Origin of the sequence: Aeromicrobium terrae (assembly GCF_008039565.1) — a bacterium.
Lineage (GTDB): Bacteria > Actinomycetota > Actinomycetes > Propionibacteriales > Nocardioidaceae > Aeromicrobium > Aeromicrobium terrae.
The window spans coordinates 32,412-47,190 of the sequence record NZ_VDUX01000009.1 but is presented as its reverse complement, the minus strand read 5'-3'; the positions used below and the strand labels follow the sequence as shown (position 1 = coordinate 47,190).

Genomic DNA, 14,779 nt, shown 5'->3' with positions numbered 1-14,779 from the left:
TTGCCTGGAGGAGTGCCAACTTGCCTACTGAACCTGGTAAACCGTCATGCGCGGCTGGCTAGGGTCGACGCATGACGAACCTGCTGGGGGAGCCGCCGGAGACGCTGCTGCCCGACGACACGGGAGCGGCCGACCTCAACCAGGGCATCGACGTGCAGAACGTCGCCGCCGCGCACCCGGACTCCACGCTCGCATGGGCCCTGCTCGCCGAGGCGGCGTTGGACGAGGGGCGCGACCTGGAGGGTTACGCGTTCGCGCGCACCGCCTACCACCGCTCGCTGGACCAGCTGCGTCGCAACGGCTGGAAGGGGCACGGCCCGGTGCCGTGGTCGCACGAGCCGAACCAGGGCTTCCTCCGCTCGCTGGCCGCGCTGGCCACCGCGTCGGAGCGGTTCGACGACACCACCGAGGCGCACCGCTGCCGCGAGTTCCTGCGTGAGTCGAGCCCGGAGGCGTACGACGAGCTCGTCGGCTGATTGACCGGGTATTCCTAGTTGGAATAGGGTCGACGGCATGATCCATGCCAGGGGCCTGGCCCAGACCTTCGAGACGAAGCAGGGCCGCACGACGACGCAGGTCAGGGCGGTCGACGGCGTCGACCTCGACATCGAGGAGGGCGAGGTCGTCGGGTTCCTCGGCCCGAACGGAGCCGGCAAGACCACGACGCTGCGCATGCTCACCACGCTGCTGCGTCCCACCGAGGGCACGGCCACCGTCGCGGGCTACGACGTGGTCACCCAGTCGGCCGACGTGCGGCGCAGCATCGGCTACGTCTCGCAGACCGGCGGCATCTCCTCCTACGCCCGGGCCGGCGAGGAGGTCATGGACCACGGGATGCTCTACGGCCGCACCAAGGCCCAGGTCGAGAAGCGCGGCAAGGAGCTGTTCGAGGAGCTGCAGCTCGACGGTCTGTGGGACCGGCAGTCCAAGACGATGTCCGGCGGCCAGAAGCGCCGCCTCGACATCGCGATGGGCCTCATCCACGACCCCACCCTGGTGTTCCTCGACGAGCCCACCACCGGCCTCGACCCGCAGGCCCGCGCCAACCTCTGGACGCACATCTCCGACCTGCGTGAGCGGCGCGGCGCCACCGTCTTCCTCACGACGCACTACCTCGACGAGGCCGACTCGCTCAGCGACCGGATCATCATCATCGACAAGGGCCAGATCGTCGCCTCGGACACCTCCGACAACCTGAAGTCCGCGGTCTCCGGCGACCTGGTCGACCTGGAGGTCGCAGGCGCCGAGCACGTCGCCGAGGCGGCCAAGCGGCTCGGCTCGCTGGGCGACGGCTCGAGCGAGGTCGAGGTGAACGGCAACCGGGTCAGCGGTCGCGTGCGGCGCGCCGGCCGCGCCGTGCCCGGCCTGTTGCGTGACCTCGACGCCAACGGCATCGCCCTCGACGCCATCGAGGTGCACCGCCCGACGCTCGACGACGTCTTCCTCACCCTCACCGGCCGCTCGCTCCGTGACGCCGAGGCGAGTACCGAGACCCCTACTCCTGAAGGAGCACCCCAGTGAGCACGTTCCTCCGCGAGTGCTTCATCGTCTTCCGCCGCCAGCTGCGGATGAACCTCCGCAACCCGGCGTGGGTGTTCATCGGCGCGTTCCAGCCGGTGCTCTACGTCGTGCTGTTCGGCCCGCTGCTGAAGCCGCTGATCGGCCAGCTCGGCGCCACGAACGCGTACACGTTCTTCATCCCGGGCATGCTCGTGCAGCTCGGCATCTTCGGCGCGTTCTTCGCCGGCTTCGGCCTGATCGGCGAGTGGCGCGAAGGCGTCATCGAGGCCGAGCGGGTCACGCCGGCCAACCGGTCCGCGCTCCTCGTCGGCCGGCTGATGCGCGACGAGCTCCAGCTGCTGGTCCAGGCGCTGATCCTCGTGGCGCTCGGCTACGCGATGGGCATGGACGCACCGTTCGACGGCATCCTGCTGGGCATCGCTCTGACGCTGCTGATCGGCGGCGCCTGCGCCGCGTCGTCGCTGGCGTTCGCGCTGACCGTCAAGAGCGAGGACGTGATGGCGCCGGTCATCAACATGGTGATGATGCCGGTGCTGCTGCTCTCCGGCATCCTCCTGCCGATGACCATCGGCCCGGGCTGGCTGGAGAAGGCGAGCGACTTCATGCCGATCCGCTGGGTCGTCGACGCGGTCCGCAACGCCTTCGGCGGCAACTGGGACGGCTCGACGCTGTTCTGGGGCTCCGCCTGGTCGGTCGGGCTGTTCGCCCTGGCCATCTGGTGGGGCACCGCGACCTTCCGCCGCGAGAACGCCTAAGGAACGACGAAGCGGAGCGCACCCGGCTCGATGCGCCAGGAGTGCTCACGCTCGGGCGGCGTGACCTCGCCGTCGCTGGTGCAGCGCATGCGCTCGCCGTGCACCTCGACGGTCTTGGCGCGGCGGTAGATGACGTCATCGTGCTCCGGGTGCTTGCCCCGCCGCAGGTACCAGCCGTAGGTCAGGCGGCGCCAGAAGCCGACGGCGTAAGACACCGCCACGTCGATGAGGCCGTCCGTGGGGTCGGCCTTCGGCAGCAGCTCGGCGCCGCCGCCGACGAAGCGTCCGTTGCCCACGGCGACCTGGAGGACGCGGTCCTTCGCCGGCATCGGCTCGCCGTCGAGGAAGATCTCGACGGCCGCACCCTTCTTGGTGAACCCGGTGATGAGCGCGCCGATGGCGTAGCCGACCGGCCCGAGTCGCTTCTTCCACGGCTCCGCCTTGGCGGCCGCCTCCGCGCCGATGCCGACGTGGGCGGCGTTGACGACCACGGAGTCCGAGCCGTCGACCATCAGGTCGATCTCGACAAGGCGCCCGTCGAGGATCACCCGTGCGGCCTCCTCCGGCTCGAGCGGCAGGTCGAGGCTCCGCGCGAAGTCGTTGCCGGTGCCGAGCGGGACCAGCCCGAGCGTCACGTCAGGGAGCCGGCCGGCGTCGTGGAGCGCGGCCACCACCGCGTGCAAGCTGCCGTCGCCGCCGAGCGCCACGACGAGATCGACGTCCGGGTGGTCGGCGAGGACGCTCTCCAGCTCGTCGGGGGACGACGTGGTGGCGAGCTCGACGTCGAGCCGGGTGCGCAGCACCTCGAGCGCGGCGTCCCGGGCCTCGTCGGTGGAGCTGCCCGCGTCGGAGTTGGCGATGGCGAGGGCGGCTCTCATGGTTGGCCAGCGTAGGCGCAACCCGACTAGACTGCTGTCGTAAGAGCCCCGTGCACCGGGGCTTGTCTTCTGTTCGAGGTGGGTGGATCCCATGCCAGCAGTCGTCATCGTCGGAGCCCAGTGGGGCGACGAGGGCAAGGGGAAGGCCACGGACCTCCTCGGCAGCCGGGTCGACTACGTGGTCAAGTTCAACGGCGGCAACAACGCCGGCCACACCGTCGTCATCGACGGTGAGACCTACGCGCTCCACCTGCTGCCCAGCGGCATCCTCAGCCCCGGCTGCACCCCCGTCATCGGCAACGGCGTCGTCATCGACCTGTCCGTCCTGTTCGAGGAGATCGAGGGCCTCGACGCGCGCGGCATCGACACCAGCAAGCTCGTCGTCAGCGCCAACGCACACGTGATCCCCGACTACAACCGCACCATGGACAAGGTCACCGAGCGGTTCCTCGGCAGCCGCAAGATCGGCACCACGGGCCGCGGCATCGGTCCCACCTACGCGGACAAGATGAACCGCCGCGGCATCCGCGTGCAGGACCTGTTCGACGAGAAGATCCTCACCCAGAAGGTCGAGGGCGCCCTCGAGCTGAAGAACCAGATCCTCAGCAAGATCTACAACCGGCGCGCGGTCACGGTCGAGGAGGTCGTCGAGGACCTGCTCGGCTACGCCGACCGGCTCCGACCGATGGTCGCCGACACCGGCCTGCTGCTGCACGAGGCGCTCGGCCGCGGCGAGACGGTGCTGCTCGAGGCCGGTCAGGCCACGCTGCTCGACGTCGACCACGGCACCTACCCGTTCGTCACGTCCTCCTCGGCCACCACCGGCGGCGCGTGCACCGGGTCGGGCATCGCTCCCACCGAGATCACCCGCGTGATCGGCATCGTCAAGGCCTACGCCACCCGCGTCGGCGAGGGCCCGTTCCCGACCGAGCTCTTCGACGACGACGGCGAGCGGCTGCGCAAGAACGGCGGCGAGTTCGGCACCACCACCGGCCGCCCGCGTCGCTGCGGCTGGTACGACGCCCCCATCGCCCGCTACGCCGCGCGGGTCAACGGCGTCACCGACTTCGTCCTCACCAAGCTCGACGTCCTCACCGGCTGGGACCGCATCCCGGTGTGCGTCGCGTACGAGGTCGACGGCGAGCGGGTCGACGAGATGCCGATGACGCAGACCGACTTCCACCACGCCAAGCCGGTGTACGAGTACTTCGACGGCTGGCAGGAGGACATCTCCGACTGCCGGTCGTTCGACGACCTGCCGGTCCAGGCCCAGGCCTACGTCTCCGCGCTGGAGAAGATGTCGGGCGCTCGCATCTCCGCCATCGGTGTCGGGCCGGGCCGGGAGCAGACCGTCGTCGTGCACGACCTGCTCTGATCGCCGTAGGGAATCCCTAGCCCGAAAGAACCATTTCTCAACCAATTCGCGCATTCGGTGACACAGGTCACAACTTCGTTGTCGTATGAAATAGTCCCGCGCGTCAACGAAAGGTCTCAGCGCATGTCCCATCCCTCCCCCCTGAGGAGCCGCCGGCTCCTCTCCATCGGCACCGCCGGCGCGATCGCGTTCGCCGGTGCCGTCCTCGCCGCCACGCCGGCGAGCGCGGCTGACCACGTCATCACCCCCGGCCAGCTCGACACGTCCGAGACCCGCGCCACGGGTCACAACGACTTCGTCCCCGACGGCGTCCACGTCTGGACCGAGGGCGCCACGACCACCGACAAGGCGGCCGGCTACTTCGCCGTCGACCAGGACCTCGCCGACGTCGGCGAGCCCGGCATGACGTCGGTACGCAACGGTCCCGGCACCACGCTGCTGCCCGGCAAGCAGCTCGTCACCGACTTCGACGGCAACGGCACGGCCGACGGCATACTCGTCGGCGAGCCCACGTACGCCAGCGGCGCGATCCTCTACGGCGACAACTGGTGGCTGTCCAACGGCTCGAAGCAGTTCGTGAAGGACGGGGCACCGTCGCACGGCGGCGGCTTCGGCTCGGACAACAACGGCACCCTCGACCAGTGGCGCGACGCGTTCCCGAACGCCCACGTCATGGCCTACGGCTGGTCCGTCGGCTCGGGCGTGCTCGCCGACACGACGATCACGTCGATGACGCTCGGCGCCGACACCTACACCTTCGTGGGCACCGGCGCGCCGATCGCCCCGCCGATCTCGGTGAGCACGGCGTACCGCACCCCGGTGCTGATCAACCTCGACGCCATCGACCCTGACGGCGGCGCGGTGACGTACTCGATCACCCGGGCCGACCACGGGTACGCACGACTCGCTCGCGGCTCCAACGTCGTCTCGTTCCGGCCGAGCTACGGCTTCGCCGGTGATGCCACCTTCACCTACACGGCGAGGGACGACCAGGGCGAGTCGACCACCAGCACCGTGACGGTGACGGTGGAGAAGGCGGCCTCGAGCATGACGCTGAGCGGGCGCAACACCTACGCCCGTGGTGTGGCCTACGTGTCCGGTCGCGTCGACTCCAAGGGCAACCCCCGCGGCGGCGTGCTGACCATCAGCGAGGGCGGTGAGACCGTCGCGACGTACACGCTGCGCGGCCACTCGTTCCGCATCCGGATCGGCAGCGGCATCGCGGCCGGCGACCACACGTACGACGTGTCGTTCGCCGGCTCGGCGACGGCCGGCCCGGCCTCCGGGTCGACGACCATCGTCGTCCGGTAGTCGCATCAAGACTGGTCGGCCCCGTGAGCTCGGGCTCGCGGGGCCGACCTATGCCCTAGGCCGGGCTGCCGGCGATGTTCACCATCCACGGCACGCCGAAGCGGTCGACGCACATCCCGAAGCTGTCGCCCCACGGCGCCTGGCCGCGGAAGCTGAGGTACGGGTTGAGTCGTGTGGTCATGAGCCGATCACACCGCAGCGCACCGACAGAAGGAAGAGTCGCGAAGATCCGACCGTGGCACGATGCGCCGGCCGCCCAGGAACGGACATGCTGGGGCATGGCGACGACGCGTGAGCGACGACTCTCGGCCGTGATGCGGCTCGACGGCTGGCTGTCCTTCGCGGCGCCGACCCTGCTGATCGTCGGTGTTCCGCTTCTCCTGCTGCTCGGCGCACCGGGCTGGCTCGTGACGACCTCGATCCTGGCGCTGGCCGTCGTCCTAGGCGCGTGCGGCGCGGTCTTCTTCACGATGCTCGCGCTGGAGACGACGCGCGGCCGGTACGAGTTCCCCGAGTCGGTGCTGCGCGACCTCGAGGCTTGAGCCTGGATAGGCTCGCGGCCGTGAAGACCCTCGTCATCGGCACCGGCGGCCGAGAGCACGCGCTGGCCCTCTCGCTGTCCCGCGACCCGCACGTCACCGAGGTGCACGTCGCGCCCGGAAACCCGGGGATGGCAGCGATCGCCACCCGCCACGACGTCGACCCGCTCGACGGTCACGCCGTCGCCGCGCTGGCCGACTCGCTGGGCGTCGACCTCGTGGTCGTCGGGCCGGAGGCGCCCCTCGTCGAGGGAGTCGCCGACGCCGTGCGCGCGGTCGGCATCGCCTGCTTCGGGCCGAGCCGCGAGGCCGCGCGGCTGGAGGGGTCCAAGGCGTTCGCGAAGGAGGTCATGGCCTCCGCGGAGGTGCCCACCGCCCTGGCTCGCGTGTGCGAGACGCCCGAGGAGGTGGCCGACGCCCTCGACGCGTTCGGCCCGCCGTACGTCGTGAAGGACGACGCGCTCGCGGCCGGCAAGGGCGTCGTGGTGACCGACGACCGCCAGGAGGCCGTCGATCACGCGGCGAGCTGCGGCCGCGTCGTGATCGAGGAGTACCTCGACGGTCCGGAGGTGTCGCTGTTCGCCATCACCGACGGCGTCACCGTGCTCCCGCTGCAGCCCGCGCAGGACTTCAAGCGGGCGCGCGACGGCGACGAGGGACCGAACACCGGCGGCATGGGCGCGTACACGCCGCTGCCCTGGGCGCCGAAGGACCTGGTCACCGACGTCACCCGGCGCGTCCTCGTGCCGACGGTCGACGAGATGACCCGCCGCGGCACGCCCTTCCGCGGCCTCCTCTACGCCGGGTTGGCCCTGACCTCCCGCGGCGTGCGGGTGGTCGAGTTCAACGCGCGGTTCGGCGACCCCGAGACGCAGGCCCTGCTCGCGCTCCTCGACACCCCGCTGTCGACGCTGCTGCACGCGGCCTCCACCGGGACCCTCGCGGAGGTCGGCCTGCCGGCGTGGAAGTCCGGCTCCGCCGTCACCGTCGTCGTGGCCGCCGAGAACTACCCCGGCCCGCCTCGGACCGGCGACGTCATCGACGGCACCGAGGTGGCCGACGCGGTCGACGGCGTCGACGTCATCCACGCCGGGACGGCCTTCGACGCCGAGGGTCGTCTGGTCACCGCCGGTGGCCGCGTCCTGTCCGTCACCGCGGTGGGCGACGACCTGGCCGAGGCCCGCGAGCGCGCGTACGCGGCGCTCGACTACATCCACATCGACGGGGCGCACCACCGCACCGACATCGCGCTGGCGGCCTCGCGGGGCGAGGTCTAGCCGGTCCGCACCGCCTGCACGGTGTAGCTGAGCGGCAGGCGGTCGCGGCCCTCGGTGAGCGACCACTCGCCGCGGTCGTCGACCGTCATGGCGCCGGGCAGCGCCTCCCACGGCACGCTGTCGTGCTCGACGAACGACGTGATCCGCAGGCCGTGGTCGAGCAGGGCCGTCAGGATCTCGCCGATACCGTGGTTCCACTCGTGGGTGAGGGTGTGGCGCAGCTCGACGTCCGTCTGGACGTAGGTGCCGGGCTCGTCCCAGACCTGCGGCTCCTCGGACTCGAAGTACGGGTGGCGGACCACGAGCAGGCCGTCGTCGCGGACGTCGTCGATGGTGAACAGCGACGGATGACCTTCGCGCATGAACAGCCGGCCACCGAGCCGCAGCAGGCCCGCGACGGTCTGTGCCCAGCGGTCGATGCTCGGCAGCCACCCGATCGCGCCGATGCCGGTGTAGACGAGGTCGAACGCGTGGGCGCCGAGGATCTCCACGGCGTCGTAGACGTCGGCCTCGTGGAAGTCGACGTCCAGGCCGAGCCGCCCGGCGAGCGCGCGAGCCTCGGCGAGCGAGGCGGGGGAGAAGTCCAGGCCCGAGACCTGTGCGCCGAGCCGGGCGAGCGACACGGTGTCCGTGCCGATGTGGCACTGCAGGTGCACGGCGCGGAGCCCGCCGACGTCGCCGAGAGCAGGCCGGTCGAACGCGACGACGTCGCTGATCCGGTCCGGCTCGGCCACCAGCCGCTCGATCGCGTAGTCGGGCGACCCGGCGTGTGCGGGCGCGCGCTCGTCCCAGTGCACCCGGTTGATGTCGCGGTAGTCCTCCATGCCCGAACGGTAGTGCCCAGGGGAGTGGGACACTGGTGCCGTGACTCCCAACGTCCTGGCCTCGCGGTACGCGTCGCCGGAGATCGCCCGCGTCTGGTCGCCCGAGCACAAGATCGTGCTCGAGCGGCATCTCTGGATCGCCGTGCTCAAGGCGCAGCGCGACCTCGGCGTCGAGACCCCCGACGGCGTCATCGAGGCGTACGAGGCCGTCGTCGACCAGGTCGACCTCGAGTCCATCGCCGCGCGCGAGGCGGTCACCCGCCACGACGTGAAGGCGCGCATCGAGGAGTTCTGCGCGCTCGCGGGCACCGAGCACATCCACAAGGGCATGACGTCGCGCGACCTCACCGAGAACGTCGAGCAGCTCCAGGTGCGGGCGTCGCTGGAGGTCCTGCGCGAGCGGGCCGTCGCCACGCTCGCCCGCCTCGGCCGGCTCGCCACCGAGCACGCCGAGCTCGTGATGGCCGGCCGCAGCCACAACGTCGCCGCCCAGGCCACCACGCTCGGCAAGCGCTTCGCCACCATCGCCGACGAGCTGTTCGTCGCCGTCGCCCGGCTCGACGACCTCACCGACCGCTACCCGCTGCGCGGCATCAAGGGCCCGGTGGGCACGGCCCAGGACCAGCTCGACCTGCTGGGCGGAGACCCCGACCGTCTCGCCGAGCTCGAGCGCCGCGTGGCGTCGCACCTCGGCTTCTCCACCACCATGACGAGCGTCGGCCAGGTGTACCCCCGCTCGCTCGACTACGACGTGGTCACCGCGCTGGTCCAGCTCGTCGCCGCCCCCTCGAACCTCGCCACCACCATCCGCCTGATGGCCGGCAACGAGCTGGTCACCGAGGGCTTCCGGCCCGGCCAGGTGGGCTCGTCGGCGATGCCGCACAAGATGAACACGCGGTCGTGCGAGCGGGTCAACGGGCTCGCGGTGGTGCTGCGCGGCTACGCGTCGATGGTCGGCGAGCTGGCCGGCGACCAGTGGAACGAGGGCGACGTCTCCTGCTCCGTCGTTCGACGCGTCGCGCTGCCCGACGCGTTCTACGCCGCCGACGGACTCTTCGAGACCTTCCTGACCGTGCTCGACGAGTTCGGGGTCTTCCCGGCCGTCGTCCAGCGCGAGCTCGACCGCTACCTGCCGTTCCTCGCCACCACCAAGGTGCTCATGGGCGCCGTGCGTGCCGGCGTGGGGCGCGAGACCGCGCACGAGGTCATCAAGCAGCACGCCGTGGCCGTCGCCCTGGAGATGCGGGAGAAGGGCGTCACCGAGAACGACCTGTTCGCCCGCCTCGCCGCCGACGAGCGTCTCGGGCTCACCGAGGCCGACCTGCAGTCGCTGGTCGCCGCCCCGCTCGAGTTCACCGGTGCCGCCACCGCGCAGGTCCGCGACGTCGTGGCGCGCATCGACGCCCTCGTCGCCGCGGAGCCCCGGGCCGCCGCCTATACGCCGGGCGCGATCCTCTGAGTCCCGTTCCTACCCCTGGGTAGGATCGGCGCATGCGAGGGAAGCGGCCGGATCCGCCGTACCGGTGGATCGGGCTCGTCGTCGCGCTCGCGGTCATCATCGGGACGTACCTCTACCACGTCGAGTGGTGGACGGACTTCGCCCGCTGAGACCGCCCACTACGCTGACCGCGTGCCCCTCGACATCCCCGGCGCCGAGCACCTCCACTCGGGCAAGGTGCGTGACCTGTACTCGCTGCCGTCAGGAGATCTCCTCATGGTGGCGTCGGACCGGATCTCGGCCTACGACTTCGTCCTGACGCCCGGCATCCCGGACAAGGGGGAGATCCTCACCCGGATGTCGCTGTGGTGGTTCGACCGGCTCGCCGACCTGGTGCCCAATCACGTGATCTCCACCCAGGTGCCGGAGCGCGTGCGCGGCCGGGCCCTCGTCTGCGAACGGCTGGAGATGTACCCCGTCGAGTGCGTGGCGCGTGGCTACCTCACCGGCTCCGGACTCATCGACTACGAGGCCACCGGCGAGGTGTGCGGCGTGCCGCTGCCGCCCGGCCTGGTCGACGGGTCGCGCCTGCCCGAGGCGATCTTCACCCCGGCGACGAAGGCGGCCATCGGCGAGCACGACGAAAACGTCAGCTTCGAGGCGGTGGTCGAGACCGTCGGCGCCGACGTCGCCGAGCGCCTCCGCGACCTCACCCTCGCGGTCTACGAGCGGGCCGAGGGCATCGCCCGGGAGCGCGGCATCATCCTGGCCGACACGAAGCTCGAGTTCGGCGTGCGGCCGGACGGCACGATCGTCCTCGCCGACGAGGTCCTGACGCCGGACTCGTCGCGCTTCTGGCCGGCCGACTCGTGGCAGCCCGGCCGCGCGCAGCCCTCGTACGACAAGCAGTTCGTCCGCGACTGGCTGGTCTCGCCGGAGAGCGGCTGGGACCGTGCCTCCAACCAGCAGCCGCCGCAGCTGCCGGCCGAGATCGTCGAGAAGACCCGGGAGCGCTACGTGCAGGCGTACGAGCGGCTCACCGGCGAGCTGTTCTAGTGTGAGATCCCCGTCGCATCCCCGAGGAGACGTCATGGGCAACCTTGCCTCGCTGCTGGAGACCTCCGCCGAGAAGTACCCGGACCGCACCGCGATCGTGTTCGGCGACAGCCGGTTCACGTACGCCCAGGTGAACGGCGCGGCGAACCAGGTGGCCAACCTGCTGGCGTCGCGTGGCGTGCAGCCGGGCGACACGGTGGCGCTCTCCTGCCCGAACCTGCCCTACTTCACGATCATCTACTACGGCATCCTCAAGGCCGGCGCCACGGTCGTGCCGCTGAACGTGCTGCTCAAGCCGCGGGAGGTGGCGTACCACCTGGCCGACTCCGGCGCGAAGGCCTACTTCGCGTTCGAGGGCTCGGCGGAGCTGCCGATCGGCGACGCCGCCTGGGAGGGCTTCCAGGCCACCGACTCCTGTCAGGAGTTCTTCCTGATCAAGCTCGACTCCGAGGCGCCCGCCCCGCTGGAGCCCCCGGAGTACTACGCGCCGCTGGTCGCCGAGCAGCCGCCGACGTTCGACACGGTCGACACCGATGACGACGACGTCGCCGTCATCCTCTACACGTCCGGCACCACGGGCCAGCCCAAGGGTGCCGAGCTGCGGCACCGCAACATGCGCGACAACGCGCTCGCTGGGAAGGACCTGTTCGGCGCCGACGAGGACCGGCCGGACACCTACCTGTGCGTGCTGCCGCTGTTCCACTCGTTCGGCCAGACGGTCATCCAGAACGGCGCGTTCGCGTTCGGTGGCACCGTCGTCATGCTGCCGCGGTTCGAGGCCGAGCCGGCGCTGAACCTCATGCTGCGCGAGAGCGTCACGTTCTTCGCCGGCGTCCCCACCATGTACTGGGGCCTGCTCGGCGCGCTCGACGAGAGCTTCGACGTCGCGACGCTGGCGAAGAACCTGCGCGTCGCCGCAGCCGGTGGCTCGGCGCTCCCGGTCGACATCCACCGCCAGTTCAAGGAGCGGTTCGGCGTCACGATCCTCGAGGGGTACGGCCTGTCGGAGACGTCGCCGGTCGCGAGCTTCTCGCCGTACGGGCAGGAGCCGCGCGTCGGCTCCATCGGCGTCCCGATCCCGGGCGTGGAGATGAAGCTGATCAACGACGACTGGTCCGACGTGCCCGACGACCCGGACGCGATCGGCGAGATCGCGATCAAGGGCCACAACATCATGAAGGGCTACCACGACCGCCCGGAGGCCACGGACGAGGCGATCCGCGACGGCTGGTTCCGCTCCGGCGACCTCGGGCGCAAGGACGAGGACGGCTACTACTACATCGTCGACCGCTCGAAGGACATGATCATCCGCGGCGGCTACAACGTGTACCCGCGCGAGCTCGAGGAGGTGCTGATGGAGCACCCCGCGGTCTCGCTGGTGGCCGTCATCGGCGTCCCGCACGAGTCGCACGGCGAGGAGATCAAGGCCGTCGTGGTGAAGAACAAGGACCACGACGACGTCTCCGAGGACGACCTGGTCGCCTGGGGCAAGGAGCAGTTCGCGTCGTACAAGTACCCGCGCGTCGTGGAGTTCCGCGACGAGCTGCCGATGACCTCGACCGGGAAGATCCTCAAGCGCGAGCTCAGCTGAACCTCAGGTGCTGACGAGAGCCGCGAGGTTCTCCAGCTCCATGGTCCGGCCTCCGACGAGGCGCTCCGTCCAGACCTCGTCGTGGAGCGGCTCCATCTCCATCCGGACGAGCGTCCCGCCGTCCACCTCCTCGAGATCGACCGTGGTCAGGTGCTCGTACGGCGAGTGGTCGGGCACGAAGTCGATGAGGGAGCGGTAGGCGATGCGCCGGGGCTCGTCGATCGTGGTGAACGTCTTCCGGGACTCGGTGGCGAGAGGCATCCCGTGCTGCTCCATGAAGGCGACCTGCTCGGGAGCCGTGGCGGTCATCGTGTAGACGAGGGCGCCGCCCTCGGTGAGGTCGATCTCCTGCACGTCGGTGCGGAAGCCCTCCGGCGCCCACCAGCTGCTGATGCCGTCGGCGGTGGTCCACAGGTTCCAGACCTGCTGCGGGGTGGCGGCGACGGTGCGCTCGATCGTGGTGGTCTCGTTCATGGTTCGTCTCCTCGCGGGTTCGTTGGTGATCTCAATATATTCGTCTCGACGAATATGTCAAGACACGACATACTGACCGCCATGGAGCAGAAGGACGCCCTCGCGGCGATCGCCGAGCCGACGAGGATGCGCATCGTCGAGCTGCTGGCCGCCGCTCCTCGGACCGTCGGCGAGCTGGCCCAGCTGCTCGAGGCTCGCCAGCCGCAGACCACCAAGCACGTCCAGGCCCTCGAGGCGGCCGGCGTCGTGACGGTGCACCGGCTGGGCCGGCGCCGGGTCGTGGCGCTGCGCCGTGAGACGGTCCGCGACCTCGCCGGACGTCTCGCCGCGCTGGCCGTGGCCAGCCCGCTGGACTCCGTGCTCGAGCAGTACGAGCGGGCCGTCCGCGTCGTGGAGGAGCGCGCCGCCCGCGGGGAGCCCCGCGGCCGTCGTGTCCGGCTCCGCCGCACCGTCCCCGCCGACGTGGGCCGAGTCTGGAGGGCATGGACCGACCCGGCGGTCATGCAGGCGTGGTGGGCCCCGGAACCGCTGCGCGTCGCCGACTGCACGATGGACGCCGTGGTCGGAGGGCCAGTCGCCGTCGTCCTGTCCGAGCCCGACGGCGCCGAGCACCGCGCCGCTGGCCAGGTCCGAGCCGTCGAGCCCGGCCGGCGCCTGACGTTCAGGCTTGACCCGCTCGGCCCGGACGGCAGCCCCGTGGTGTCGCTGACGCACGACCTGCGCCTGGCGCCGAGGGCATCCGGCACGGCGCTCGAGCTGGTCCTCGTCGTCGACGACCACGCTGACGATGCCGACGCGGTGCTCGCCGGCATCGAGGTCGGCTGGTCCCAGACCCTCGACCGCCTCGAGGCTCTGCTCGCCTCGCGGTGACCCGCGGGCGTCCCTAGCCTGTGGCGATGGACGACATCGCGGAGTCGGACGCCGGGCGCCAGGCGCGCGACAGCGAGTGGGTCGACCACGCCGTGCGCGTCGGCATGCTGGCGTACGCCCTGGTGCACTTCCTGATCGCCTGGCTCGCGGTGCAGCTCGCGCTGGGGGACCGCGGCGAGTCCGTCAGCGGCAAGGGCGCGCTGGCCGAGCTCGCCCGCCAGCCGTTCGGGCGCGTCGTCGTGTGGCTCGTCGCCGTGGGCATGGTGCTGCTGGTGCTATGGCGCCTGGTCGAGCTGGTCTGGGGACATCACGACGAGGACGGCGCGGACCCGTGGCAGAGCCGCTGGGTCGACGTGTTCAAGGCCGGCGTCTACGGCGCCCTCGGCTACGCGGCCGTCTCGGTCGCGGCGCGCGGGGGAGGCTCGGGTGGAGACAAGTCCGAGACGATCTCGGCCCGGCTGATGGGGCACGGCTGGGGCGTGTGGCTCGTCGGCCTCGCCGGCGTGGCGGTCGTCGGCTACGGCGTCGGGCTGGTGTGGCGCGGGCTCAGCGAGAGGTTCCGGGAGCACCTGGAGGCCGAGGGGCAGACCGGCGACTCCGGGCGGACCTACGTGCTCCTCGGGAAGGTCGGCTACGTCGCCAAGGGCAGTGCCATCGGCCTCGTGGGTGCCCTGTTCGTCTGGGCCGCCTGGACGCACGACCCGGACAAGTCCGGCGGGCTCGACGACGCCCTGCGCACGGTGCTCGACCAGCCCTACGGGCCGGTGCTGATCGTCGCGATCGCGGCGGGCTTCGCCTGCTACGGCGGGTTCTGCCTCGCTCGCGCGCGGCACCTCGACCGCTGAGTGTCAAGCAGACTTGACATCGGGA

The 14,779-nt window shown here is 70.9% G+C and carries 16 protein-coding genes; 12 read left to right on the top strand and 4 right to left on the bottom strand.

Annotated features, from left to right (window positions below; translation table 11 throughout):
* The first annotated feature begins 71 nt into the window (after positions 1–71).
* The 3 genes from FHP06_RS15385 to FHP06_RS15375 are packed head-to-tail and all read left to right on the top strand — an operon-like array spanning position 72 to position 2,276.
* A complete protein-coding gene (locus tag FHP06_RS15385; RefSeq protein WP_147687713.1) occupies positions 72–476 on the top strand; it encodes a DUF3151 domain-containing protein in 405 nt (134 codons plus the stop codon).
* Positions 477–513: 37 nt separating this feature from the next.
* The gene (locus FHP06_RS15380; RefSeq protein ID WP_147687711.1) at positions 514–1,521 is read left to right on the top strand and encodes an ATP-binding cassette domain-containing protein; all 1,008 of its coding nucleotides are present in this window, start codon (positions 514–516) and stop codon (positions 1,519–1,521) included.
* Positions 1,518–2,276 (top strand): ABC transporter permease, encoded by a 759-nt coding sequence (locus FHP06_RS15375; protein ID WP_147687709.1) that lies wholly within the window; start codon positions 1,518–1,520, stop codon positions 2,274–2,276. Before FHP06_RS15380 ends, FHP06_RS15375 begins: the two co-directional genes overlap by 4 nt.
* On the opposite strand, the gene FHP06_RS15370 is transcribed toward FHP06_RS15375, so the two are convergent.
* Positions 2,273–3,154, bottom strand: coding sequence for a diacylglycerol/lipid kinase family protein (locus tag FHP06_RS15370; RefSeq protein ID WP_147687707.1), 882 nt, complete (start codon positions 3,152–3,154; stop codon positions 2,273–2,275). The two genes, FHP06_RS15375 and FHP06_RS15370, sit on opposite strands and share 4 nt — an antisense overlap.
* Before the next feature lie 91 nt (positions 3,155–3,245).
* On the opposite strand from FHP06_RS15370, the gene FHP06_RS15365 reads away from it, so the two are divergent.
* A complete protein-coding gene (locus FHP06_RS15365; protein ID WP_147687705.1) occupies positions 3,246–4,529 on the top strand; it encodes an adenylosuccinate synthase in 1,284 nt (427 codons plus the stop codon).
* A 123-nt stretch (positions 4,530–4,652) separates the two neighbouring features.
* Positions 4,653–5,840, top strand: coding sequence for an Ig-like domain-containing protein (locus FHP06_RS15360; RefSeq protein ID WP_147687703.1), 1,188 nt, complete (start codon positions 4,653–4,655; stop codon positions 5,838–5,840).
* A 55-nt stretch (positions 5,841–5,895) separates the two neighbouring features.
* Here FHP06_RS15360 and FHP06_RS16280 read toward each other — a convergent pair whose 3' ends face one another.
* The gene (locus tag FHP06_RS16280) at positions 5,896–6,021 is read right to left on the bottom strand and encodes a hypothetical protein (RefSeq protein ID WP_269140146.1); all 126 of its coding nucleotides are present in this window, start codon (positions 6,019–6,021) and stop codon (positions 5,896–5,898) included.
* Between the two features lie 97 nt (positions 6,022–6,118).
* On the opposite strand from FHP06_RS16280, the gene FHP06_RS15355 reads away from it, so the two are divergent.
* Positions 6,119–6,382, top strand: a complete 264-nt coding sequence (locus FHP06_RS15355) for a hypothetical protein (protein ID WP_147687701.1) — start codon at positions 6,119–6,121, stop codon at positions 6,380–6,382.
* 20 nt (positions 6,383–6,402) lie between these two features.
* Positions 6,403–7,656, top strand: a complete 1,254-nt coding sequence (gene purD / locus FHP06_RS15350) for a phosphoribosylamine--glycine ligase (RefSeq protein WP_147687699.1) — start codon at positions 6,403–6,405, stop codon at positions 7,654–7,656.
* On the opposite strand, the gene FHP06_RS15345 is transcribed toward purD, so the two are convergent.
* Positions 7,653–8,480 (bottom strand): class I SAM-dependent methyltransferase, encoded by an 828-nt coding sequence (locus FHP06_RS15345; RefSeq protein ID WP_147687697.1) that lies wholly within the window; start codon positions 8,478–8,480, stop codon positions 7,653–7,655. The genes purD and FHP06_RS15345 overlap by 4 nt on opposite strands.
* Positions 8,481–8,520: 40 nt before the next feature.
* Here FHP06_RS15345 and purB point away from each other — a divergent pair, with 40 nt between their 5' ends.
* The 3 genes from purB (at position 8,521) to FHP06_RS15330 (ending at position 12,565) form a co-directional block, all read left to right on the top strand.
* Positions 8,521–9,939, top strand: coding sequence for an adenylosuccinate lyase (purB, locus tag FHP06_RS15340; protein WP_147687695.1), 1,419 nt, complete (start codon positions 8,521–8,523; stop codon positions 9,937–9,939).
* Positions 9,940–10,110: 171 nt separating this feature from the next.
* Positions 10,111–10,974, top strand: coding sequence for a phosphoribosylaminoimidazolesuccinocarboxamide synthase (locus FHP06_RS15335; RefSeq protein WP_147687693.1), 864 nt, complete (start codon positions 10,111–10,113; stop codon positions 10,972–10,974).
* A gap of 34 nt (positions 10,975–11,008) precedes the next feature.
* The gene (locus FHP06_RS15330) at positions 11,009–12,565 is read left to right on the top strand and encodes a long-chain-fatty-acid--CoA ligase (RefSeq protein WP_147687691.1); all 1,557 of its coding nucleotides are present in this window, start codon (positions 11,009–11,011) and stop codon (positions 12,563–12,565) included.
* Between the two features lie 3 nt (positions 12,566–12,568).
* Here the strand turns inward: FHP06_RS15330 and FHP06_RS15325 are convergent, their stop codons facing one another.
* Positions 12,569–13,039, bottom strand: a complete 471-nt coding sequence (locus FHP06_RS15325) for an SRPBCC family protein (protein WP_147687689.1) — start codon at positions 13,037–13,039, stop codon at positions 12,569–12,571.
* A gap of 81 nt (positions 13,040–13,120) precedes the next feature.
* Here FHP06_RS15325 and FHP06_RS15320 point away from each other — a divergent pair, with 81 nt between their 5' ends.
* Positions 13,121–13,909 (top strand): metalloregulator ArsR/SmtB family transcription factor, encoded by a 789-nt coding sequence (locus tag FHP06_RS15320; protein ID WP_147687687.1) that lies wholly within the window; start codon positions 13,121–13,123, stop codon positions 13,907–13,909.
* A gap of 26 nt (positions 13,910–13,935) precedes the next feature.
* The gene (locus tag FHP06_RS15315; protein ID WP_147687685.1) at positions 13,936–14,754 is read left to right on the top strand and encodes a DUF1206 domain-containing protein; all 819 of its coding nucleotides are present in this window, start codon (positions 13,936–13,938) and stop codon (positions 14,752–14,754) included.
* Positions 14,755–14,779: the final 25 nt, after the last annotated feature.

Coding starts and splice junctions, on each gene's coding strand:
- FHP06_RS15365 (WP_147687705.1), top strand. CDS start 3,246: ATGCCAGCAGTCGTCATCGTCGGAGCCCAGTGGGGCGACGAGGGCAAG.
- FHP06_RS15320 (WP_147687687.1), top strand. CDS start 13,121: ATGGAGCAGAAGGACGCCCTCGCGGCGATCGCCGAGCCGACGAGGATG.
- FHP06_RS15360 (WP_147687703.1), top strand. CDS start 4,653: ATGTCCCATCCCTCCCCCCTGAGGAGCCGCCGGCTCCTCTCCATCGGC.
- FHP06_RS15315 (WP_147687685.1), top strand. CDS start 13,936: ATGGACGACATCGCGGAGTCGGACGCCGGGCGCCAGGCGCGCGACAGC.
- FHP06_RS15355 (WP_147687701.1), top strand. CDS start 6,119: ATGGCGACGACGCGTGAGCGACGACTCTCGGCCGTGATGCGGCTCGAC.
- FHP06_RS15380 (WP_147687711.1), top strand. CDS start 514: ATGATCCATGCCAGGGGCCTGGCCCAGACCTTCGAGACGAAGCAGGGC.
- FHP06_RS15385 (WP_147687713.1), top strand. CDS start 72: ATGACGAACCTGCTGGGGGAGCCGCCGGAGACGCTGCTGCCCGACGAC.
- FHP06_RS15325 (WP_147687689.1), bottom strand. CDS start 13,039: ATGAACGAGACCACCACGATCGAGCGCACCGTCGCCGCCACCCCGCAG.
- FHP06_RS15345 (WP_147687697.1), bottom strand. CDS start 8,480: ATGGAGGACTACCGCGACATCAACCGGGTGCACTGGGACGAGCGCGCG.
- FHP06_RS15330 (WP_147687691.1), top strand. CDS start 11,009: ATGGGCAACCTTGCCTCGCTGCTGGAGACCTCCGCCGAGAAGTACCCG.
- FHP06_RS15370 (WP_147687707.1), bottom strand. CDS start 3,154: ATGAGAGCCGCCCTCGCCATCGCCAACTCCGACGCGGGCAGCTCCACC.
- FHP06_RS16280 (WP_269140146.1), bottom strand. CDS start 6,021: ATGACCACACGACTCAACCCGTACCTCAGCTTCCGCGGCCAGGCGCCG.